Source organism: Paenibacillus sp. EB106-06-01-XG199 (genome assembly GCF_058791575.1).
The window spans coordinates 316,262-338,001 of record NZ_JBYTDQ010000005.1; the positions used below are offsets into that span (position 1 = coordinate 316,262).

The 21,740-nt window shown below is 53.9% G+C and carries 19 protein-coding genes; 12 read left to right on the top strand and 7 right to left on the bottom strand.

Features of this window, described 5'->3' with window-relative positions; translation table 11 throughout:
* Positions 1 to 100: 100 nt before the first annotated feature.
* Entirely contained in the window at positions 101 to 865 is a 765-nt protein-coding gene (locus AC3WT9_RS19865) for an AAA family ATPase (protein ID WP_341095994.1), read from the bottom strand.
* A gap of 212 nt (positions 866 to 1,077) precedes the next feature.
* Here AC3WT9_RS19865 and AC3WT9_RS19870 point away from each other — a divergent pair, with 212 nt between their 5' ends.
* The 11 genes from AC3WT9_RS19870 (at position 1,078) to AC3WT9_RS19920 (ending at position 12,213) form a co-directional block, all read left to right on the top strand.
* Positions 1,078 to 2,178, top strand: a complete 1,101-nt coding sequence (locus AC3WT9_RS19870) for a CgeB family protein (protein WP_445744996.1) — start codon at positions 1,078 to 1,080, stop codon at positions 2,176 to 2,178.
* 31 nt (positions 2,179 to 2,209) lie between these two features.
* Positions 2,210 to 3,352, top strand: a complete 1,143-nt coding sequence (locus AC3WT9_RS19875; protein WP_445744995.1) for a CgeB family protein — start codon at positions 2,210 to 2,212, stop codon at positions 3,350 to 3,352.
* A gap of 244 nt (positions 3,353 to 3,596) precedes the next feature.
* The gene (locus AC3WT9_RS19880; protein WP_492407820.1) at positions 3,597 to 5,162 is read left to right on the top strand and encodes a glycosyltransferase family 4 protein; all 1,566 of its coding nucleotides are present in this window, start codon (positions 3,597 to 3,599) and stop codon (positions 5,160 to 5,162) included.
* Between the two features lie 70 nt (positions 5,163 to 5,232).
* Positions 5,233 to 6,327 carry a non-hydrolyzing UDP-N-acetylglucosamine 2-epimerase gene (gene wecB, locus AC3WT9_RS19885; protein ID WP_341095989.1) on the top strand — a complete coding sequence of 365 codons (1,095 nt, stop codon included), beginning with the start codon at positions 5,233 to 5,235 and terminating at the stop codon, positions 6,325 to 6,327.
* A complete protein-coding gene (locus tag AC3WT9_RS19890) occupies positions 6,317 to 7,303 on the top strand; it encodes a polysaccharide biosynthesis protein (protein WP_341095988.1) in 987 nt (328 codons plus the stop codon). Before wecB ends, AC3WT9_RS19890 begins: the two co-directional genes overlap by 11 nt.
* Positions 7,300 to 8,139, top strand: a complete 840-nt coding sequence (locus tag AC3WT9_RS19895; protein WP_341095986.1) for a dTDP-4-dehydrorhamnose reductase family protein — start codon at positions 7,300 to 7,302, stop codon at positions 8,137 to 8,139. Before AC3WT9_RS19890 ends, AC3WT9_RS19895 begins: the two co-directional genes overlap by 4 nt.
* A complete protein-coding gene (locus tag AC3WT9_RS19900; RefSeq protein ID WP_492407821.1) occupies positions 8,136 to 9,101 on the top strand; it encodes an NAD-dependent epimerase/dehydratase family protein in 966 nt (321 codons plus the stop codon). The genes AC3WT9_RS19895 and AC3WT9_RS19900 overlap by 4 nt, the downstream gene beginning before the upstream one ends.
* Positions 9,101 to 9,817 (top strand): glycosyltransferase family 2 protein, encoded by a 717-nt coding sequence (locus AC3WT9_RS19905; protein WP_341095983.1) that lies wholly within the window; start codon positions 9,101 to 9,103, stop codon positions 9,815 to 9,817. Before AC3WT9_RS19900 ends, AC3WT9_RS19905 begins: the two co-directional genes overlap by 1 nt.
* Positions 9,818 to 9,849: 32 nt before the next feature.
* Complete coding sequence (locus AC3WT9_RS19910; protein WP_492407822.1) at positions 9,850 to 10,425, top strand: class I SAM-dependent methyltransferase; 576 nt, start codon at positions 9,850 to 9,852, stop codon at positions 10,423 to 10,425.
* Positions 10,426 to 10,453: 28 nt separating this feature from the next.
* The gene (locus tag AC3WT9_RS19915; RefSeq protein ID WP_341095981.1) at positions 10,454 to 11,179 is read left to right on the top strand and encodes a glycosyltransferase; all 726 of its coding nucleotides are present in this window, start codon (positions 10,454 to 10,456) and stop codon (positions 11,177 to 11,179) included.
* Positions 11,176 to 12,213 carry a glycosyltransferase family 4 protein gene (locus AC3WT9_RS19920; RefSeq protein WP_492407823.1) on the top strand — a complete coding sequence of 346 codons (1,038 nt, stop codon included), beginning with the start codon at positions 11,176 to 11,178 and terminating at the stop codon, positions 12,211 to 12,213. The genes AC3WT9_RS19915 and AC3WT9_RS19920 overlap by 4 nt, the downstream gene beginning before the upstream one ends.
* Positions 12,214 to 12,289: 76 nt before the next feature.
* Here AC3WT9_RS19920 and AC3WT9_RS19925 read toward each other — a convergent pair whose 3' ends face one another.
* Positions 12,290 to 13,360 (bottom strand): glycosyltransferase family 4 protein, encoded by a 1,071-nt coding sequence (locus AC3WT9_RS19925; RefSeq protein ID WP_341095977.1) that lies wholly within the window; start codon positions 13,358 to 13,360, stop codon positions 12,290 to 12,292.
* A gap of 209 nt (positions 13,361 to 13,569) precedes the next feature.
* Between AC3WT9_RS19925 and AC3WT9_RS19930 the strand changes: the two genes are divergently transcribed.
* Positions 13,570 to 14,502 carry a YhcN/YlaJ family sporulation lipoprotein gene (locus AC3WT9_RS19930; protein ID WP_341379699.1) on the top strand — a complete coding sequence of 311 codons (933 nt, stop codon included), beginning with the start codon at positions 13,570 to 13,572 and terminating at the stop codon, positions 14,500 to 14,502.
* Between the two features lie 141 nt (positions 14,503 to 14,643).
* Here the strand turns inward: AC3WT9_RS19930 and nagA are convergent, their stop codons facing one another.
* The 5 genes from nagA to efeB form a co-directional block, all read right to left on the bottom strand.
* The gene (nagA, locus tag AC3WT9_RS19935) at positions 14,644 to 15,846 is read right to left on the bottom strand and encodes an N-acetylglucosamine-6-phosphate deacetylase (RefSeq protein ID WP_341379698.1); all 1,203 of its coding nucleotides are present in this window, start codon (positions 15,844 to 15,846) and stop codon (positions 14,644 to 14,646) included.
* The gene (gene nagB, locus AC3WT9_RS19940) at positions 15,834 to 16,562 is read right to left on the bottom strand and encodes a glucosamine-6-phosphate deaminase (RefSeq protein WP_341095973.1); all 729 of its coding nucleotides are present in this window, start codon (positions 16,560 to 16,562) and stop codon (positions 15,834 to 15,836) included. Before nagB ends, nagA begins: the two co-directional genes overlap by 13 nt.
* A gap of 5 nt (positions 16,563 to 16,567) precedes the next feature.
* Positions 16,568 to 17,440, bottom strand: coding sequence for a MurR/RpiR family transcriptional regulator (locus AC3WT9_RS19945; RefSeq protein ID WP_341097773.1), 873 nt, complete (start codon positions 17,438 to 17,440; stop codon positions 16,568 to 16,570).
* Positions 17,441 to 18,283: 843 nt separating this feature from the next.
* Positions 18,284 to 20,338 (bottom strand): FTR1 family iron permease, encoded by a 2,055-nt coding sequence (locus AC3WT9_RS19950; RefSeq protein WP_492407824.1) that lies wholly within the window; start codon positions 20,336 to 20,338, stop codon positions 18,284 to 18,286.
* Between the two features lie 100 nt (positions 20,339 to 20,438).
* Positions 20,439 to 21,737, bottom strand: coding sequence for an iron uptake transporter deferrochelatase/peroxidase subunit (gene efeB, locus AC3WT9_RS19955; RefSeq protein WP_341379696.1), 1,299 nt, complete (start codon positions 21,735 to 21,737; stop codon positions 20,439 to 20,441).
* Positions 21,738 to 21,740 lie beyond the last annotated feature (3 nt).

Sequence of the window (21,740 nt, forward strand, 5' to 3'; positions counted from 1 at the left end):
GTCAAAGCTTTAAATAGCAAGCGTATTACCATTGTGTGATTTTGTTTCGCGTAGTCTGCTTGGGAATACTCTTGGCACGTGATAAGCCGGATAACGCCAGTTAGCCGTCACTCAGCAGCTCGCGCAGCATGCCCTGGCGGTCGTTCAGGAACGCCTTGGTTACAGTGTAATGTTCCGTATCCTCCAATGCGGCCTGCCGGATGCCTTCCTCCCCCAGGAGATAGATATCTGCGCCCGGGTAGGACATCAGGATAGGTGAATGTGTGGCGATAATGAACTGCGAATGCTGCTGCACCAGCTCGTGCATCCGCACCAGCAGCGACATCTGCCGCAGCGGGGACAGGGCAGCCTCCGGCTCGTCGAGCATGTAGAGGCCTTGGCCGCCAAAACGGTGAACAAAGGTGGAAAAAAAGGATTCGCCATGCGACTGCTCATGCAATGACTTGCCCCCGTAAGAATCCTTGATGAAGTTGCCCGCCTTAGGCTCTTCATCCAATTCGTCAATATAAGTCGCCACATTGTAATAACTCTCCGCACGCAGGAAGAAGCCGTCCTTTGGGCGTCGTACCCCTTTGGCAATACGAAAGAATTCATACAGATGTGAATGTGAGGAACGGGTGTTAAATGAGAAGTTGAGTGTCCCGCCTTCCGGATTAAAGCCCCATGCCGCCGCAATCCCCTCCAGCAAGGTTGATTTTCCCGTTCCGTTCTCTCCTACCAGAAAAGTAACCTGCTTCTGAAACTCCAGACGATGGAGGTCGCGCACTGCCGGCAGATGAAACGGATAAGTCTGGAAGGAAGGGACCTTATCGCGAAGCAGCTCCGCATGGCGGACGTAGAGCATGGCATTATTCATAGCATTCATTCTCCCACTCTCCCTACTTACGAATGATATCATACACGCTCAATTGACTTGTCTTCAGTGTAGCCTGAGTGGATAAAATCTGCAAAGGTTCGGGCAATCCGGGTGGATGACAGGGGGCATGAGCCAATTTCACCGTAATACAGACAGGTGTCCATGAGGCGTACGCTGACTCCGCATATAGTTATATTGTCTTGAGAATATGACGGGGCAGGGTGAAAGCCGTGAAAGTTAAAAAGAGAACAGAGCGTCCGCAGGAATATAGGGATGGATATCAGGAGGGATACCGTCTTGGCTTGTGTGAAGCCGTGAAACGCCTGAATTCTCCGGAGGCAGGGCAGGAGTGCCGCCCGCTTAAGCTGATGTACGTTCCCCAGGGATTTCAAGCCATAGACGCAGGTGTAACGGAGGCGCTTGGACAGCTGGTCAGTGAATTGGTCTTAAGCGCTCCGGAAACCATGCTGGAGGTTGCGGCACGTGAAATGCCGGGAGCGGTACTTGTCATGAACGGGCTGCATGTGTTTCCCGAGAACCATTTGGAGCAAATTACCGAAATCAAAAAATTGGGTATTTCTACGGCAATCTGGTTTGTAGATGATCCTTATTTTACCAAAGACACTTCTGTTATCAGCCAGCATTACGACCATGTATTTACGCATGAGCTGGGCTGTGTGGAATTCTACCGTTCACTTGGGGTGGCTTCTGTCCATTATCTTCCGCTCTGTGTGAATCCGCAAATGTTCTATCCGCGCCGCACCGATCCGCAATATCAATATGATGTGGTGTTTATCGGCAATGCCTTCCGCAACCGGACGGAGCTGTTTGATGGGCTGGCGCCTTTTCTGAAGGACAAAAAGGTGCTGATCGCCGGCGGGTTCTGGGAGCGTCTGACCCAGTTTGAGGAGCTCTCGCCTTTTATTAAGGACGGATTTATTCCGCCTGAGGAGACTGCGAATTACTACAGCGGGTCAAAGCTGGTCATCAACATTCACCGTCCATGGGAGGGGGGACAGGATAACCGGAATTCCTTTCAATTACCGTCCCGTTCCATCAATCCTAGGACCTATGAAATCAGTGCTTGCGGAACAATGCAGCTGACCGATATCCGTGAAGATCTGGACCGCTTCTACCGGCCGGGGTTTGACATGGAGACCTTTGGCTCTGCTGAAGAGCTGCAGCGAAAAATCGAATACTATTTGGTTCATGAGAAGGAGCGCCGCCTGATTGCATTGCGGGGGCTGCAGACGACCTTGCGCAACCATACGTTTATGGCACGTTTGCCTCAATTATTGAATGTTCTTACTGCACAAGTGTGAATTCCAAAATGGGATGAAGGAGCGAATACTCATGAAGACTGAATTTATTATGCCCGCACCGCCTATGCCGCGTAGCCCTGCGGAAGAAGAAAAGCTGCGCGGACGGCTGACCGGCTTCAAGGTAGGATATGACGAGGGCTACTTACGGGGAAGGCTCGCCATTCTGGACGGCCGTCCGGAAGCGCCGCTTCCGGTTCGCAATATTCATGTCATGTACGTAGCCTCGGGTAAAGGCTATCCGTATTCGCCGCTGGACGATGCGGTACTTTATGCCTTACAGAAATTAACTGTACAGGTCACGGTTACCGATGTGCGCCAGGATCTCATTGAGCTCGCCACGGCGCAATGCCCCGATCTGATGCTGGTACTGGACGGCCTTGATTTGCCGCTGGAGCAGCTCTCCGTCCTGCGGAGCAGAGGCATCAAGACGGCGATCTGGCTGACCGATGATCCGTATTACACCGATTTCACTATGAAAATTGTGACGCATTACGACTACGTGTTCACCCTGGAGCGCAATTGCGTGGAAATCTACCGTGGCCTCGGCTGCACAGAAGTACATTACCTGCCCTTTGCCGCCCACAGGGAGCACTATCGTCCAACGACAGGGCGTTCTCCGGTATGCCGGGATATCAGCTTCATCGGCTCCGCTTACTGGAACCGGATTGAGTTCTTCCGCAATATTATGCCGGAGCTGATGAGCTACAACACTGTGATCAACGGCATCTGGTGGGATCGTCTGCCCGAGGCTCCGCTCTATGGAGAGCGAATTGAAGTCGGGAAGTGGATGTCGCCGCAGGAGACAGCCACCACGTACAGCGGCTCCAAAATTGTCATTAACCTTCACCGTTCCCATGTGGACGAGGATGCCAACAACAATGCGCTGGTTATTCCCGCGGCTTCACCTAACCCGCGCACCTTCGAGATCGCGGCCAGCGGCACACTGCAGCTGAGTGATGCCAGAGATGATATGGGCTCCTTCTATAAGATCGGAGAAGAAATCGACACCTTCTCCAGCCCGCTGGAATTGATGGAAAAAGTCCACTATTACCTGACCCATGAAGAAGAGCGCCGGGAAATGGCCTTGCGCGCTTTTGAACGGACCCTGAAGGATCACACCTACACGAAACGCCTGAATCAGCTGTTGAACGTAATCTATGCCCAACCGGTATGAGGACAAATTGCCAGGAAATGTGCGTATATCAGGGGACAGGTGTCGTGCCGGCATCTGTGCCCCCTCAATATACTGGTGAAGTAACCTGACCTTGGCGTTTGCCTGCAAAGTGCGCTTCTCCAAGTGAGTCAGTGCTTTCGAAGCAAGTTTTACATGAAGAACTGTCCCGTAGCTAATGCTTCGTAAAACTTTTAGGGAGGTGAATGGTCGCTCGAGGCCTCTTGCCAAGGAGCGCCGAAACACCATGGCCGACAAAGCTACAATCGTCCTCTTTTCCCATGTTTCCAATACGCGCAGTATTACGGGTGCGGAGAAGCTGCTGCTGTTCTTCGGCCGGGAGCTGTCTCCATACTTTAACTGTATTCTCGTAGCGCCCCAGGACGGCAAGCTGACGCGCCAGGCCCGCAGCTTCGGCCTGAATGTAGAGCTGCTGTCGATTCCTCTCGTCTACGGAATGTACACTCCTTATGCCGGACTGGAAGCGGATATCCACAAATTCCAGGAAAGCCGGGAATATCTAGAAATGACAGACTGGCTGGCTGGTCTGCGTCCGGCATTTATTATCTCCAGCACTTGTGTGCATGCTTTGCCGGCAATGGCGGCGAAGTCACTTGGCATCCCGGTGGTCTGGAAGATTTCCGAGACGATTACGGACAATGAGTTCACCCCGATCAGTGTAGACCTGATCCACAGGAACAGCGATGAAATTCTGGCAATTTCGCATACGGCTGCGGCCTGTTTCCCGGCGGATATCCGCGAAGGTAAGGTAACTCAGCTCCCGCCGTCCTGGAATGATAAAGATTTGATGATGGAAGCCTGGAGTAAGCTCCGGGGGGAACGGCGGAGTGAGCTCAAGGTATCTCCGGATGAATCGCTGATCGGATATATTTCCTCCTTCATCAACAAGGAGAAAGGGCTGGAGCATTTCGTCAAAATGGCCGTCCTTGTCAGTGAGCAGTATCCGAAGGCGAAGTATCTCGTCATTGGTACTCCCGGAGACAAAAACTACTATGACCGCTGTGTGCGCAAGGTGAAGCTGGAGGGACTGACCTCGCGGTTCAAGTTCGCGGGATATGAAGAATGTCTGCCTTCGGCCTATTGCGCAATGGATCTGCTGGTTGTTCCCAGCCTGATCCGTGAGGGTTTCGGCATGACCGCCCTGGAGGGAATGGCCTTCGGCAAACCGGTGGTCGCCTATGATTCCGGCGGGCTGCAGGAGATTCTGCACATGGCCGGCTGCGGCAACCAACTCGCTCCGGTGGAGGATATCGAGGCGTTGGCTGACCGGGTAAAGGTGCTGTTGGCGGAGCCGGGACTGGCGGCAGCCATCGGCAGCCAGTCGCGGGAGCGCGTTGATGCCGTATATGGCCCGGCGGCCTACAGGGCACGGTTGCTGGGGCTGGCAGAGCGCTGGCAGCTCCGTTACTGCACGGCAGCGGTGGTAGAGCTGCCAATCTGCAGTGAGCCCGCCGAGCCGCTCTCCGGCGGTGCGCCTGTGCAACTGCCCGTAAGCGAAGCGCCGGGCAACAGCGAACCCGTGGCGGCGGCGGAACCACCGCCACCACCGCCACCGCCGCCGGAGCAGCCGCCGCCGGGCAAGGGCCATTCGCGCCGCGCAATACGGCTGCGCAGAGCAAGGCTCCGGCGCGGCAAGCTGCGCCGCGCCAAAGCCCGGGCGCGCCGCAGCGGGCGCCCGGGCCGCAAGCGGCGCACGGCGCGGCCGGCACGCCGGAAGGGCAGCGGCGGCAAATCCCGCCGCACAGGCAGCCGCGCACGCCGGCGTAGGAAGAGCCGCCGCAAAGCGGCGTGAACACTGCGGGTGCACCTCCCCGCAGTGAAATACAGCAAGTTATACCCAAACAAGGTAGGGGAGTGAACCCATGAAGATCATGACGATTTTGGGCACACGGCCCGAAATCATCCGCCTCAGCGTCATTATTCCGCTGCTCGATGAGCATGCGGAGCGGCATGTGCTGGTGCATACGGGACAGAACTTCACCGCCAGTCTCAGCGGAATATTCTTTGAAGAGCTGGGGCTGCGGGCACCGGATTATGTGCTGCAGGATAAGCAAGCCGCACTTGGCGGGCAGCTTGCCGCCATGTTCGGAAGCCTGGAAAGCATTCTGCTCAAAGAACAGCCGGACCGGGTGCTGCTGCTCGGCGATACCAACAGTGCGCTGTGTGCAATTCTCGCGGAGCGCATGGGTATCCCGGTCGTGCATATGGAGGCGGGGAACCGCTGTTACGATTTGAAAGTGCCGGAGGAGAAAAACCGCCGTGTCATAGATGCCGTTTCGACCATTAATATGCCTTATACGCAGCAGAGCAAACGGCATCTGCTGAGTGAAGGTTTCCCCAGCCAGCGTATCGTATTAACCGGCAATCCGATCCACGAGGTCATTACACATTATGAAGAGCAAATTAGAGCCAGCGATATTCTGGCCCGGCTGGATCTTACGGCAGGCCATTACTTTCTGGTCACTGCCCATCGCGCCGAGAATGTCGATGATCCCGAATCACTGCTGCAAATTATGTCCGGCCTGTGCCTTGTGGCTGAACATTTTGGAATCCGCCTGATCTGCAGTATCCATCCCCGCACACGCTCCAAGCTGACGGAGCAATTCCCGCTAAAGATGAACCCGCTTGTGGAATTCCATGATCCTTTCGGATTTTTCGATTTTGTCCATTTGGAACGTTATGCCCTTTGTGCAATTACCGACAGCGGAACCGTCCAGGAGGAGTGCTGCCTGATGGGAGTGCCGACCGTAACGATCCGCAGGACGACAGAACGTCCGGAGACGGTAGATTGCGGCAGTAATGTAGTGTCGGGAGTAGAGCAGAACAGCATTCTGCGCTGTACCCGGTTGATGACGTCGCTGAGTCCGGAATGGGAGGCACCGGAAGGCTACATGACACCGGATGTCTCGGCAAAGGTAGTTAAATTTTTGCTTGGAGGGAACCTGCATGTTCAATAATAAACGGATTATGGTCACAGGCGGAACCGGTTCCTGGGGGCATGAACTCATCCGGCAGCTTCTGCCGCAGAATCCTAAGGAAATCGTAATTTTCTCCCGCAGCGAGTCAGCCCAGGTGTCGATGAGCCGCGAATATGAGGATAGCCGCCTCACCTTCATCATCGGCGATATCCGCGACAAGGATGCTCTGGTGGCCGCATGCCGCGGCGTGGATTATGTGTTCCATCTTGCGGCGTTGAAGCATGTTCCGGTGTGCGAAGATCAGCCGTATGAAGCGCTCAAGACGAATGTCGTCGGCACCCAGAATGTCATTGAAGCAGCTATTGCCAATAATGTAGAAAAAGCGATTTACATCTCCACCGATAAAGCGGCCAATCCGTCCAACTTCTACGGCATGACTAAAGCGATCGGCGAAAAGCTGTTTGTGTACGCGAACCTGCTCGGCTCAGGCACACGGTTTGTGACCGTACGCGGCGGCAATGTGCTGGGAACGAACGGCAGCGTGGTCCATCTGTTCATGAAGCAGATTAAGGATAAGGGCCAGGTGCGCATTACAGATATGAAAATGACCCGCTTTTTCTTCACCCTGCGCGATGCCATCACCCTGCTGTTCAAAGCGTCTGAGGTTAGCATCGGCGGTGAAATCTTCGTCATGACGATGCCGACCTGCCGGATTGTCGATTTGGCCGAGGTGTTGATCGAAGACTCCGGAAGACGTGATGTAAGTATTGTTGAGACAGGTATCCGTCCCGGTGAGAAAATCCATGAAATCCTGATGAGTGATTTCGAGAGCTTGACCACTGTCGTTTACGATGAGCAGTATCTTGTTATTCTCCCTACGCTGGATATGCCGGAGCTGAAAATCCACTACAGCAGATATCCGCATGTTTCCTTCAACAGCTTTAGCTCGGAGAACAACCTGATGGACCAGGAGGAGATCAAGAATATCCTGATCCGGGGAGGGTTCCTCCAATGAAGCTGCTTATCCTCGGCGGAAACGGTATGGCGGGTCATATGCTGGCGGCGTATTTTCGCCGCCAGGGCAAACATCACGTCTTCCATACAACCCGGGATAAGAGCGATCTTGGCGGGCTGTATGTAGATGCCGACGATATCGCCGGAGTGGAGAAACTGGTCGAAATCGTCTCTCCCCACTGCATTATCAATGCGCTGGGAGTACTGAATCAATTTGCTGAGCGTGACCGGATCGGGGCCTACCATGTGAACGGATTTCTTCCCCACCGGCTGCGCCGGGCGGCGGATGCTGTTCATGCCCGGCTGATCCACATCAGTACCGACTGCGTGTTCGAAGGAACACGCGGCCGTTACACGGAGGACGATACGCCTGACGGCACTTCTGTATATGCGATTACCAAGAGTCTCGGAGAGATCCGTGCGCCCGGTCATTTAACGATCCGCACCTCCATTATCGGACCGGAAATCCGCTCCGGCGGCATCGGCCTGATGGAATGGTTTCTATCCCGGAAAGGGCCGGTCTCCGGCTATGAACGGGTCATGTGGAATGGCGTGACGACACTCGAGCTGGCCAAGGCGGTGGATGGCTTGCTGGAATCAGAGGTATCCGGCCTGATTCATCTGGCCCATCCCCAACCGGTCAGTAAATATGAACTGCTCCGGCATCTGCAGTACGCATTTCATAAGGAAGATGTTGAGATCATTCCCGAAGATGTGCATATTCAGGACCGTACACTGGTAAACACAAGAGCTGATGTCCAGATCCAGTTGCCTTCCTATCCGGAAATGCTGGCAGAGCTGGCTGATTGGATGCAGCCCTCAGAGATGACCACATGAAGGGGCGGAAGCTGCTGATTACCGGAGCCGCCGGTTTTACCGGCCGGCATGCTGTTGCCTATTTCAGGGCTGGCGGAGCGGAAGTGACCGCTGTAGTGCGCCATCCGGCAGCGGAGTCCGCTGTTTTTCCGGAGGGGGTTCAGCAATATGTTTGTGATTTAAGCGACCGCAAGGCGGTCCATACCATGATCGGGCAGGTCCGGCCGGACGAAGTGCTGCATCTGGCAGGCAGAAATTCGGTACCGGAGTCGTGGCGCGATCCCCTGCTTTATATGGAAACGAATGTTATGGCAACCCTGTATCTGCTTGAGGCACTGCGTGCCCAGCCGGCCAGCCGTATTCTGGTGGCCGGCTCCCGGCTCAAGTACAGACCCGGAACCGACGTGGGTCCGCCGCATCCCTACAGCCTCAGCAAAACACTGGAGGAACTGGTATCACTCGCCTGGGGAACTCTGTTCAAGCAGCCCGTGCTGCTGGCGGAGCCTTGCAACCTGATCGGCCCCGGCCCTTCCACCGGCTTCTGCTCCCTGCTTGCCCGGCATATTGTGCGGAGTGAAGCTCTCTCGGGTACAGACGAAGGGATTCCGCCTTTCAGGCTTTCTTCACGGATTGAATTACGGGATTTTCTCGATGTTCGCGACGCCGTAAGGGCCTATGACTATATCCTGCGCAAGGGAGAGACAGGAAAGGTCTACCGGATTGATTCCGGGAAGCAGCGCACGCTGGGTGAGATCGCGGAGAAGCTGCTGGCTCATGCCGCGGTACCGGTTGGAATGGACTGGGGTCCGGAAGCTGGGGTTCCTGCGGAAGCAGACTCTGGAGTGTTGCCCGGTTCGGTCACGCAACCTGAAACATCTGAAGACAATGTAACTGCACTCGGCTGGAGTGCAGCAATCCCGCTTGAGCAGTCGCTTGCAGATATTGTGGACTTTTATCGTGCCAGTAGGGAAGGAAGGATGTAATGACTCCAAAAGTATCGGTGATAATTCCTTTTTATAATTGTCCTTATATTGAACAGGCGCTGCAAAGCGCCTTGTCCCAATCCTGGAAGCCTTATGAGATCATCGTCGTCGATGACGGTTCCACAGCTCATATGGACCGGATTATGCCCTATCTGCCTAAGATTCATTATCTCGGTAAAAGCAATGGGGGTACCGCTTCCGCGCTGAACCACGGCATCAAACATTCTACAGGAGACTATGTCGTATGGCTTAGCTCTGACGATATGTTCTACCGTGACAAGATCAACAATCAGGTTCTGTTCATGGAACAGAACCGTTTGCTTATCACTTACACGAACTTTAATTTTATCAACGGAGAATCGCAACTGACCGAAATGAACGCGGCGGCGGTATTCTCGAATCACCTGGACTATTTACGCTGCTTTCTTCAGGGGAATCCGATTAACGGCTGTACGGTAATGTTCAAGCGGGAGCTGTTCGGCGCTATCGGTCTGTTTGATGAAGCACTGCCCTACACGCATGATTATGATCTGTGGTTCCGGGCGATTCTGAACGGATATCCTCCGATTATGCTGAACCAGTCTTTAACGGCGTACCGCCGCCACAGCGGCATGGGAACCCTTAAGCATTATGATGTGATCATGGCTGAAGCCGCCGCGACCAATGCCCGTTATCATGGACTGCTCCGCGGGTTGATCACTTCTATGGGCGGTTAGGCTTATGCAATTTATTATAGGAGGGGAAGCCTATGTACCGGGAAATTGCAGTGAAAGATTTCCTGTCGGTCTTGCTGGAGTATCTTAAGTTCTCGGAGAGTATTCTGGATATCGGCAGCGGCACCGGTACTCTGCTTGAACGCTTTGAAGCTGCTCTGGTGGTCGGTCTGGATATTCACAGGCCTTATCTGCTGCACCGCAAATACACCTCGCCGCATATTATCCCGGTGCATGCCGATGCAAGCCATATTGATAAGCTCTTTCTGCCGGGCACGTTCTCAGCGGTGACATTAATTGATTCGCTGGAACATTTCTCCATGAAGGAAGGGATGGGACTTCTCAAAAAAGCGGAGATTATCGCCTCCAATCGTGTGGTGGTATTCACTCCGCGCGGATTTTTTCCGCAGGAAGGGACGGATCATTTTCACCTGCAGGGAGAGTATTATCAGAAACACAGGAGCGGCTGGGAACCGGAGGATTTCCTGGGGCTGGGTTACTCGGTAACCGTGCTTAAAGGCTATCACCATGCAGAGAATCCGGCTTTCCGGGAAGCATTCGGAGAGGATCATGAGCCGCTGGATGCCTTGCTTGCCTGCAAGACAGTATAAACAATACCCACGGGAAGGAGGTGAGCGCATGAATCAGCATAAGTCCAAGGTTTCGGTGGTCATCCCTTTCTACAATTGCCCCTACGTAGATCTAGCGGTGGAAAGCGTGCTGGCCCAGAGCTACCCGGATATCGAAATTATTGTAGTGGATGACGGATCGTTGTTCCACACGGAGAAGCTGGCTCCTTACAGAGACAGAATTATGTACTTTCACAAATCAAACGGTGGCACCGCATCTGCGCTCAACCTGGGTATCAAGGCGTCCAGCGGGTCTTATTTTGCTTGGTTAAGCGCTGACGATCTGTTTCATCCCGATAAAATCCGCCGGCAGCTGGAAGCTTTGCACAGCACAGGAACCTTATTTAACCATACTGCCTATTATTATATTAATGAACAAGGGGACCGTGTTTCCGGGGTCGTAAAGGTCCCCTTTCCCGATAGAAGCCAGCTTATCGCGACCATGATGACGGGTTGTCCGGTTAACGGCAGCTCTGTTCTGCTCGATATGGATATCTTCCGCACCGTTGGCATTTTTAATGAACGCTTTTTATACACACAGGATTATGACCTGTGGCTGCGTATATTGCCGCATTACCGCTGGTCTTACATCGAGGAGCCGCTGCTTGATTATCGTATACACAAGGAGATGGGCTCTGTGATCCACAGTGAAGCGCAGAACAAGGAGATTAAAATGGTGCAGGCGAAGCATCATAGATCTCTCTCGCAGCTGCTGAGAAAGGAGAGAGGGAAATGAGACTGACATTCCCGATTCTGACATTGTCCAGGGGCGGGGCCCAGCGTATGCTCGCAGAACTTACCAACCGTCTGGCAATCATCGGCCATGAAGTGATCATTCTTATGCCCAATCACGGCATTGTCGAATATGATATGAAGTGCAAGGTCCTCTACTCCAGCTACAGCCAGCTGTCTGAGGACGATTTTCCTTATAGCGATGTCATAATTTCGAATTACTACACTATCGTTCCTGTGGCGCAGCGGGCCAGTGAACAGGGCAAGGGATTGCATATTCGACTGGCGTTATGTTATGAGCCGACGTTTCTGCCGGATAATAATCAGTCCTTCTCTTCCTATAATATTGCCCGCAATTTGTTTGTACTGTCCCGGTGGCAGCAGGAGATTGTCCGGATAAATCATGGGATTAAGGGCAGGATTGTACCGATCGGGGTGAATCCTGACTTTTATAATACACACAGGCGGGACACGCAAGGCAAACTGGTAGTCTCTGCAATTATGCGCAAGATGGAAGGGGGATTCTCCGGCCACCGGGAACAGGACTATCTGCTGCAGCAGCTCAATCTGGTCAAGGCGCATCATCCGGAGGTTGAATTGTATCTGATAACACCTCCGGGAGAATACGCCGAATCTGCTGCACTTCAGACTCTGCTGGCCGATGACCGTTATCATGTACGCACGCCTTCAAACGATACGGAGCTGTGCTACCATTATAATGAGAGCAACATTTTTGTCAGCTCCAGCACGTATGATACCGGTTCGCTGCCGGGTCTGGAAGCGATGCGCTGCGGCGCTGCATTAGTTACGGTTTATTCCGGGGGGAACCTCGAATACGGTATCCACGGCCACAACTGTCTGATGTCCTACCGGCATGAAAACCGTCTGGCCGATGATATTATCACTTTAATCAGGGACAAAGAACTGCGCGAGCGCCTTGCCCAAAGAGGAGAGAATGATTCACAGCGTTTCACCTGGGAGAGAAGCACGCAAATCTTTCAGACTGAGCTGTTTGAGATCGTATCGAGGCTGGGTTGAGTATTGTTCAAGACACACAAAGAACCTTCATTTCCACGGTCTTCCGGTGGTTTGAAGGTTCTTTTGGTGTCGGCCGCTAAAAGATGGAAAAGGAGTTGAGCATCTCACGAAAGGAATGGGCATAACTCTCGGAGCCGAAGCGTGAAATCATATGGAGCCTTCCCTGATCGCGGATGTGGCTGCGGAGTGCAGGATTATCCATCAGCTCCAGGCCTTCACTGACAGCCTGCTCCACATTGCCAAGCGGATAAAATTTGCCGGAGTGATTATGAACAATAAAAGAACGGACACCGTCCGAATCGGTGCTAAGTACAGGACAAGTACAGCAGATGGCTTCGGCAACTGCATACCCGAAGCCCTCTGTAATGGAGGTGGATAGCAGAAAGCCGCCGGAACCGGCAATGGAGGAATAATAAACGGGCATAATATGGTTGGGAATGTTGGTAAATACATTCAGCCGGTCATTCAGTCCTAAAGCGTGCAGTTCCTCATGGAACAGCTGCTTTTGCTCCCCGGAGGCAAGCTCCGGATCATGGAACATCCACAGATGCAGAGCGGGTTTGTGCAGGCGGATCTGATGGGCGATCTTCAAGTATTCGCTCCAATTCTTGTTGTTTTCAAGTCGGCCTACCCAGGCAATTACCGGATCGCAGGGAGGTTCACCGGGGATCATCCGGAAGGACTGGACATCCACGATATTGGGGATTACATACCGGTGGAGCCAGGGACAGATAGAAATAAACAGCTCCAGCAAATGATCGGTAGGAGGTATAAGTACAGCATTGCAGTAGGATCTCAGAAAAGGTACGGCCTCTATAATCAAAATCTCCGCATCAGCCCGTTTACCGAGCCCCTGGGCTTCGTATATTAGAATGCCTCCATAGCCTAGACGACGCAGACGTTCCATTAACAAATAATCCGATGTAACAATAATGGCGTCATAGTGCTGAGTATCGAGTAATTCCTTGATCTCTTCATCCCGGGAAGTGATAAACACGGGAAAGTTTGTGATATTCTGGCTTGCAGACCCCGGCATGAGGTATAAAACATGGCATTCAATACCGCTGCGCTGCAGGCTTTCGCACCTTAGCTTGTTCAGTGTCTCCACCCCGCCGCTGGGTACATAAAACGTAAATAAAACCTTCATGCTCACCCCTCCTGACTTTACTTTGCGGAGAATCACGGCTCGCTTGTGAATACGGCCTACTGTTTATAAGATACGCGAATGTTTCCCCGCATGTGACGGTGTAGGGGAGAGAGTACCAAATCCTTTCAGGATAGCTTGTACCGGTGGAGGCCATGCTAACGATTGTTACGGTGCATACATCATAATTTAAAGAGATGGAGGATGAGTTCATGTTGCGATCAAAGATCAGCATGTCAGTCTCTGCCGCGCTGCTTCTGGGCATGGTCAGCATTACAGGTTGCGGTGACAATAACACTACAGATGGCAATAACGTTCAGACAAAAAGTGTACGGAAAATGAACGATGGCCGCATTAATACCAATTCCGTTCGGGGCAATGCCTTCGACAAAATGGAGATGAGCCAGGAGCTCGCTGACCGCATTGCAGCGATGCCGGAGGTACGCTCGGCAAATGTAATGATTGCCGGGAAAAGCGCCTATGTCGCCGTAGCCTTGGACCGGGCTGATGGCGGTATGAATGTGAGAAATACTGATAAAATACGTCCTTACAGCTATGGCGGCGGGCACGGCAACAACACTTCCGGCATGCTGACCGGTCCGGAAATGACAGTGAATCCTGGAGAAGGCAGGGCAACTGGACCGATTATGGGCAATCAGGGAAGAGGGACAGTAACAGGTAATCCGGGCATGACCGGTACAGGAGGTTCGATGGCTGGTGTACCGAAGAGCCTGACCGGTACGGGTACTGTCGGAGGGGTAGGTACGGCCAATCCCAAAGCCTACCCCGGCAATGGCAATAACGGCATCCTGTCCGACAGCAATTGGGTCGATGGAACCCGGATGAAGCGCGATATCGACAATAGCATGGGGACAGGAATCGGGATCCGCAGCGTTGCTCCAAATAACAGCAATAAAATGACTGACAACGAAGATGTTACCGAGGAGATGAAGGACAAGATTGCTGCTGAGGTTAAGAAATATAACTCGGGCATAGACAACGTTTACGTGTCGGCCAATCCGGACTTTGTGGAACGGGCTGACTTTTATGCCCAAGAGGTACGTGCGGGCCATCCGCTCAAAGGATTTGCCAATGAATTCCGGACGATGGTCGAGCGCATCTTCCCAACACGCAGCGGATATTAATCCTGCCCTCAGCCTGAGCTAGTATGCCTGAGAAATAACGGGATTATTCCATCAGCGGGCCGTTACAATAAATGCAGCCATCCTACCGGCTTCCGGTCTGGATGGCTGCATTTCAGTTTATATGCCTGGCAGTACTTCTGCTCAGATAATCGGTGAATCGGTGGAGATTGTGTGTCCGCCGATCCATACACCGTTCAGTTGAAGCTCATCATCCAGCAGCAGGATATCCGCGCGTTTTCCTGCTTCAAGCGAACCTATGAAACGCTGCATCCCCAGTGATATGGCTGGAGTAAGACTTGCGGCATTGGAGGCTGCTTGAAGACTGAGGCCCACTTCCTGTACCAGATAGCGGAAACCGCGAATCATGGTTAGCGTGCTTCCGGCGAGCGCATCAGGGTTATCCTTCAGTGTGGCAATGCCCTCCCGTACAATTACCGGCAGGTCACCGATTGTATATTCACCGTCGCTGAGTCCGGTTGCTGACATGGCATCCGTGATGAGCATCAGATTATTCCGGATTTTGAGCCGGGAAAGCACATTAATCGCCGCAGCATGCACATGGATGCCGTCGGCAATAATCTCGGCACGTATCCGCTCGTCAAACATTACGGCACCTGCTGTGCCCGGTTTGCGGTGATGCAGCGGAGTCATGGCATTGAACGTATGCACCGCCTGGTTTAAGCCGGCGTCTGCAGCCGCAATAATCTCTTCGAAGGTAGCATTGGTATGCCCTAGAGCTGCTGTGATGCCATGCTTGCGCAACCAGAGAATCGCTTCCAGTGCGCCTTCACATTCCGGCGCCAGGGTAACCTGGCGGATCATTCCCGGGTATTGCTTCTCCCACGCTTCAAGCCATGTGATATTTGCCGGGACAATATGCTCAGGATTTTGGGCCCCGGACCATTTTGGGCTGATGAACGGCCCTTCCAGATGCACTCCGGCCAATTGGGCGAATGGCATGCCGCCTTTGCGATAGTCAGCCACTTCGGACAATACACGGTCGATGTCTTCCTTGGCTGCGGTCATCGTGGTGGCCAGCATGGCGGTTGTTCCATGTGAAGCATGAAACCGGGTGATGATATCCAGCGATGCGTGATCCGAGTACATGAAATCGTAACCGGCACCGCCGTGCACATGCACATCAACGAATCCGGGAATCAGCAGCCCGTTCTTGTCTTGGGTGCCTGCGGGCCAGTGGGCGTAAGCTTCCGGCAGCCAGGCGGCTTCTCCTACATATTGGATAACCTCTTCCGATACTGCGATCACGCCTTCTTCAATCAGGCCGGAGGGAGTCAGCACTTTTCCGTAGAGCAGCTCGCCTGGTGTTCTATTTATTTCAGCCATTTCGCAGCTCCTTCGTCCAGCAGAACGACCACATTAGGATGGCTCTGCAGCAGGGAGGCGGGACACTGTGTCGTGATCGGACCTTCCAGCGCGTTTTTGACTGCTTCTGCCTTCTCTTCTCCGCGCACCAGCAGCACGATTTGTCTAGCTTTGAGAATGCCGCCGATTCCCATCGTTACCGCCTGGCGGGGCACATCCTCCAGCCGGTCGAAGAAGCGGGCATTGGCTTCCAGTGTTTCTTCCAGCAGGTCCACGACATGCGTGCCGCTGCTAAGACTGGCATCCGGCTCATTGAACCCGATATGTCCGTTGCTGCCGATGCCCAGAATCTGCAGGTCCACCGGCCCGTTATCCTCGAGCATTTTGTCATAAGCGAGACATTCGGCAGTAAGATCCGCCGCATTTCCGTTAGGGACATGTGTCCGGGTAAGATCAATATCGACATGATTGAACAGATGCTCGTTCATGAAGCTGCGGTAGCTCTGGGGATGATCCACAGGCAGGCCCACATATTCATCCAGATTATAGGAAGAGGCTTTGGCGAAACTGACATTTCCCTTGCGGTGCATCTCTACCAGCTTGGCGTAGACGCCGACCGGAGAACTGCCGGTAGCCAGTCCCAGTACGGCTTTGGGGTTGCTCTGCAGCAGGCTGGCAATCAGGTTTGCGCCGGTCTGGGCGAAATCTTCTTCATTGCGGAATTTTAAAATGTTCATTTGAATTAACCTCCCCGTTTATGACGGTAATGTTGGACATTCAGATAAGATTGCTCCAGCTTGGGAATGAAATCGCCAAACCGGGTGCTGACCATTCCGGTGAACAGGATATCAATGATATGCAGCTGCGCAATCCGCGAAGCCATATCCCCCCGCCGCATTCCCTGCTCCAGCGAGGAGGAGAACAGCGGGATATCCGCCAGTGTGGCCAGCGTGCTGCTGCCGTAAGAAGTCAGCGAGATCGTGGCCGCACCGCTGGCTCCGGCACAGCTTAAGGCGTCGATCGTTTCCGGGGTTTCCCCGGAATAAGAGACCGCAAACGCCACATCGCCGGCAGAGAGCGAAGAAGCGGAGGTGATCTGCATATGTGAGTCTGCAAAAGCGGTGCAGTTCACGCCGATGCGGATCAGCTTCTGGTAGAAATCCTGTGCAACGATAGAGGAGGTGGCCATCCCGTAGAGATCAACCCGGCGAGCCCGGCACAAAACATCAATGGCTGCTTGCAGCCGCTCGAGATCGAGTAGTGAGGTGGTGTCCCGGATCGAAGTCAGGTGATTGGCCTGCATCGCTTCGACAATGACCGAAAGCGGATTGCCCGCGACAATATCCTGATAAGAGGAGCCGCCTTCCTGCGGCGAAGCATCGCTATGGGCAATTTCTGAAGCCAGCTTAACCTTGAAATCGGGGAAGCCTTTGAAATGCAGCACCTTACAAAACCTTGTAATTGTCGCGGGACTAACACCGCATTGCTCTGCCAGCTCCGTGATGCCCATATGGACAATCTCCGCTGGTGAGGCCAGAATGCGTTCCGCCAGCTTGCGTTCCATTTGGGATAGCTTTTCCTTCTCGTGCTCCAGGACATGCAGGATAGGAGAAATAAGCTCCACCTTCTTTTCTTAATGTGAATGAATGCAATCATTTTAGTGACTGAAATTATTTTTATTAATATATACATTTATAAGAAAATTATTTTCATATTTAGAATAAAACAAATCCCCAAGCTATGCAAGGGGGAGATTCCTACAATTAGCCTCCTAAGTCTGCTGGAGCAGTGCAGGGAGTTATGAAAAAACAAAGAAAAACCAGTCAGCTTCTTCTAGGGGAAGCCGGCTGGTTCAAATTTGCAAATGCTAAATGCTGCTAAATGCTAAATGCTGTGTGGGTCTTGGATCAGAAGATCAGATTGGAGGTGTAATCTGTATTACAGCTCCAAATTCAATATTCACCGTAGTTGCGACTGATCCTGTACTTTAAAGCCTTAAGTTCAATCTATATAGCGGGAAAAGTTGGAACTAAAAAGACGATATAACGTATATGAGGAAATTAATGGGAAATACGCCCGCTAATAACTCACAAATATAACTAACTGGGATATTTGTAGATATTAGCGGTAAGAATTCACGCAATTCAGTTGATAAGCAGTATTCGTACAAAATTAACGTGCATATTTCCCGCTGTAATTACATTAAGCGTATGAATACGCTGGAAAATGCACATAGTTGAGCAATTCCAATGTAGCCAAACCAGCAAACATTACTTAATGCTGAATGGACATTTTCGTGCATCGGAATAGACCTATAAGGGCTATCTTGACGGTTACCGTATATTCTCATGTAGTAATACACAGATTGCTTTTTGGAGCCGGAAAAAGAAAAATCCATTGCACAATCTACATTTAAAATTGCAGATTTATTGTAGTGGATGATCCTGGCGACTTAATATCAGCCTGCTGTCCGTGATTTGCCCACAGACCTGCCGCGCAGCATTTCCCAGAGAATAAACGCCAGAATGAGCACTTGGGGCAGTAAAGTCTCCCATGTTGGATACAACCCCAGCCAACCGACCGACGGCAGCCCATTCTCCACATGTGCCGGCAGTTTCCCGGCTACCTGCAAGGAATGGATGCTCTCGCCGAGAAAGCGGAAGACAAGATAGTAGATCAGCACCGTTGCTGCGCGGAAGAAGGCAGCGATCGGCAGCTTGGCGCTTAGGGCAATAATGGTATAACCCAGAATGATCAGCACGACCAGCGCGGCTCCGATCCCGAGCAGCAGCTGTGAGGTTGCTATGGATGGCGCCATTCCCACATAGAATATGGTCGTTTCAGCCCCTTCACGCAGAACGGCGAGCGCAGCTACCAAGAATAAAGACCATAGGCTGCCCTTAGCCAGCGCACCGTCCACCTGCCGCCCGACATATTTATTCCATGCAGCGGCGTTCGATTTACTGTGCATCCAGCGGCCGATTGTGAGCATCATTACTACTGCCACAAGTCCGGTAATCCCTTCAATCAGTTCACGCGCGCTTCCGGAGGCTGCTTGTGAAATGGTGTAGGTTAGCAAAACAGCCAGGCCTATACTACTGGCGAGACCTGCCGCAGCACCGGACCAGACCCAGCGCCGGGTCTTGGGGCCGCCGTCTCTTTTTACATAGGACAGCAAGGCGGAAAGTACGAGAATCGCTTCAAGGCCCTCACGGAGCAGGATTAATGCGGCGTCCCAGGCCGTATAGGCTGTGTCACCGGCCAGTGGAGTCAGCTCCGCGAGCATCGTGTCCATGGTAGCCAGCGCCTGATTAAGCTTCGGCGGATCGGACAACAAATCGCCGGTAACGGCTGCGCTCTCGTTCTCGATATTCGCATACACCTTGGGTGATGCGATCTGCACCTGTCCTTCGGCTGAAGGCCAGGCTGCAATAAACTGTTCCATGATTCCCGCCGCACCGGCACTGTCTCCGGATTCTGCTGCTGCTGAAGCTTTCTTCAGGTAGCTGATAAGCCCCCCGATCGAAGCAGGCTGTGCTGACACGTCTCCTGTGTCAACCGTCTTGCCTGCACTGTATTCGGCCAGCAGCGTATATAAAGCTTCGGCCTCCGCTTTTGCCGCCTCTTCGCGGAGCGGCTCGGCCTGCAGCGCAACGCGCAGCAGGCTCATCTTCGTCTCCAGCAAGCCGTAGACGGCGGGATTGTCGGCCCGGATGCCGCGCTCCGCCGGCGTCCAGCCGTTCACAACGGCGCGGTAGGCTTCCGCCGCCGCCTTCCAGTCGGCGCTGCGCGCCGCATCCCGCGTGCGCTCCGCCGCGGGCAACAGCTTCGCCGCCGCTTCGAGCCCGGCGGCGCTGGTGTCACCGCCGCCTGTGCCGGAGGCGGCGGTGACGTACGCGTCCACGCTTTTGGCCAGCGTGGACAGCGCGGTTGTCGCGGGCTTGCCGCCGCCCGCCGCCAGGGCTTCCGCCGCGCCAGCGAGCGCGGCTTCTACAGCGGCAGCCGGATCGGCGAGTGCCGGGTCCGGCGTGCCGCTGTTCGCGGTGCGCCACAGCGCCGCGAACGACTCCACATCGGCGGCGGCCGCATCCCAGCGGCCCTGGCCGGCTTCGACGAGCGCGCTGCCAACTGCGGGCAGCAGCTCGTCATGCCGGCTGTCTTCCGCCGCCACGGCAGCTGCTGGCTTGCAGAGCAGCAGCAGGAAGAGGCAGCCAAACAGTACGGCTGCCTTCAGCGCGGGAACTAACCCGCGCTCATGCAACCGCACCCGTTTGGTGCCCGTGCTTTCCAGTCTGCGCTCATGCAACCGCGCCGTTTTGGTGCCCGTGCTTTCCAGTCTGCGCTCATGCAACCGCGCCGTTTTGGTGCCCGTGCTTTCCAGTCTGCACTCATGCACCAGCTCTGGCTCGTGTCCAAGCGCCAATGCTGTCCCACTTTCATGCACCCGGCCCAGCTTACCCTTGACTTTCGCCTTGTACGGCAAGCCATATTTATACTGTCTAGCAAATAACATCGGGAGTGTCCCCTTTCAATAATGGACAGGCAAATCCGGGAAGGCTGAACGGATCTGCCTGTCAGCATGCTGGTTGCTGACTCATGCTGTGTTATCGTGTTCAGCCCAGCAGGGCTTCGCCGATATACCCGCCTTCGCGGACACCGGGGAAGCAGGCGAATACCGCACTGCCGGTATGAACCATATATTCATTCAACCGGTCGTTTTTGGACAGACGCTGCTGGATGCTGACGAATTGTTTAATGAGATCCTTCTGGAAGCTGATGAACAGAAGACCCGCATCCAGCTGGCCTGTTTTAAGATCCATTCCACTGGAATAGGAGTAGGAGCGCCGGAGCATTTTGATCGTGCCGTCACCATGGGCCAGCGCGGAATGCGAATCCGGCGGGATGACGGGCTTGCCGGAAGCATCGGCGGCGTCCAGTTTAAGTTCGGCGAATTCGTCAGTGGCTCCAATTGGCGCGCCGCTGTGCCTGTGCCGTCCAAAGGTCGCTTCCTGGTCGCTCAAGGTCGAGCGGTCCCAGACCTCAATGCGCAAACGCACACGGCGGACAGCCATGTAAGTGCCGCCGTTCATCCAGGCAGGCCCATCGCTGCTGCTGGTCCACACAACCTTGCGCATTTCGGCATCGTCTGTAGCATCGGGGTTGCCTGTTCCATCTTTAAAGCCTAGCAGATTGCGCGGGGTGCCTCCTTTCGGATCAGCTCCCGCTGTACGCTGGAACCCTTCCTGGGTCCAGCGCAGCACGGCTGTGCCGCGGGCAATCCGTGCGAGATTGCGTATGGCGTGGAACGCCACCTGCAGATCATCAGCACAAGCCTGTACACAAAGATCTCCGCCGCACCACTGCGGCTCCAAACTGTCTCCCGTAAAGGCTGGGAGGTCGGCAAGTGAAGATGGACGTTTCGAGGCTAACCCAAATCGTCCATCAAAAAAAGCCGGTCCAACCCCAAACGTTAGCGTACACCGGGAGGGGGTCAGGCCATCGGCTTCTCCGGTATCGGACGGCGGAAGATTAGGATTGTCGTTGACATTGCCGATCAGACTGCCGGAGGTCAAAGCCGCCGCAGCCTCTGTCCATGACTTCAACAGCTTTTTCACATCGTCCAGCTTCGTTGTTGTCAGATCAAACGCCGCAAAGCAGAGAAAGTTCTGTGCAGGTGTAATAATTCCGGCCTGGTGTGCTCCGTAGAACGGGAGGGTATCGGCGGCAGGAGCCAACGAAGCTGCGGGTGTTTTGGCAGCGGATTGGCGAGCGGCCATCAGCCCTCCTGCACCTGTGCCGCCCAGCAGCAGACCGAGCCCGGAGGCACCGGTAAGCCGCAGCATATCACGGCGGCTTAGCTTTTTATTTAACATTTGCTCACTTTTGAATTCTTCCTCAGGCTGCTTTTTCATTTG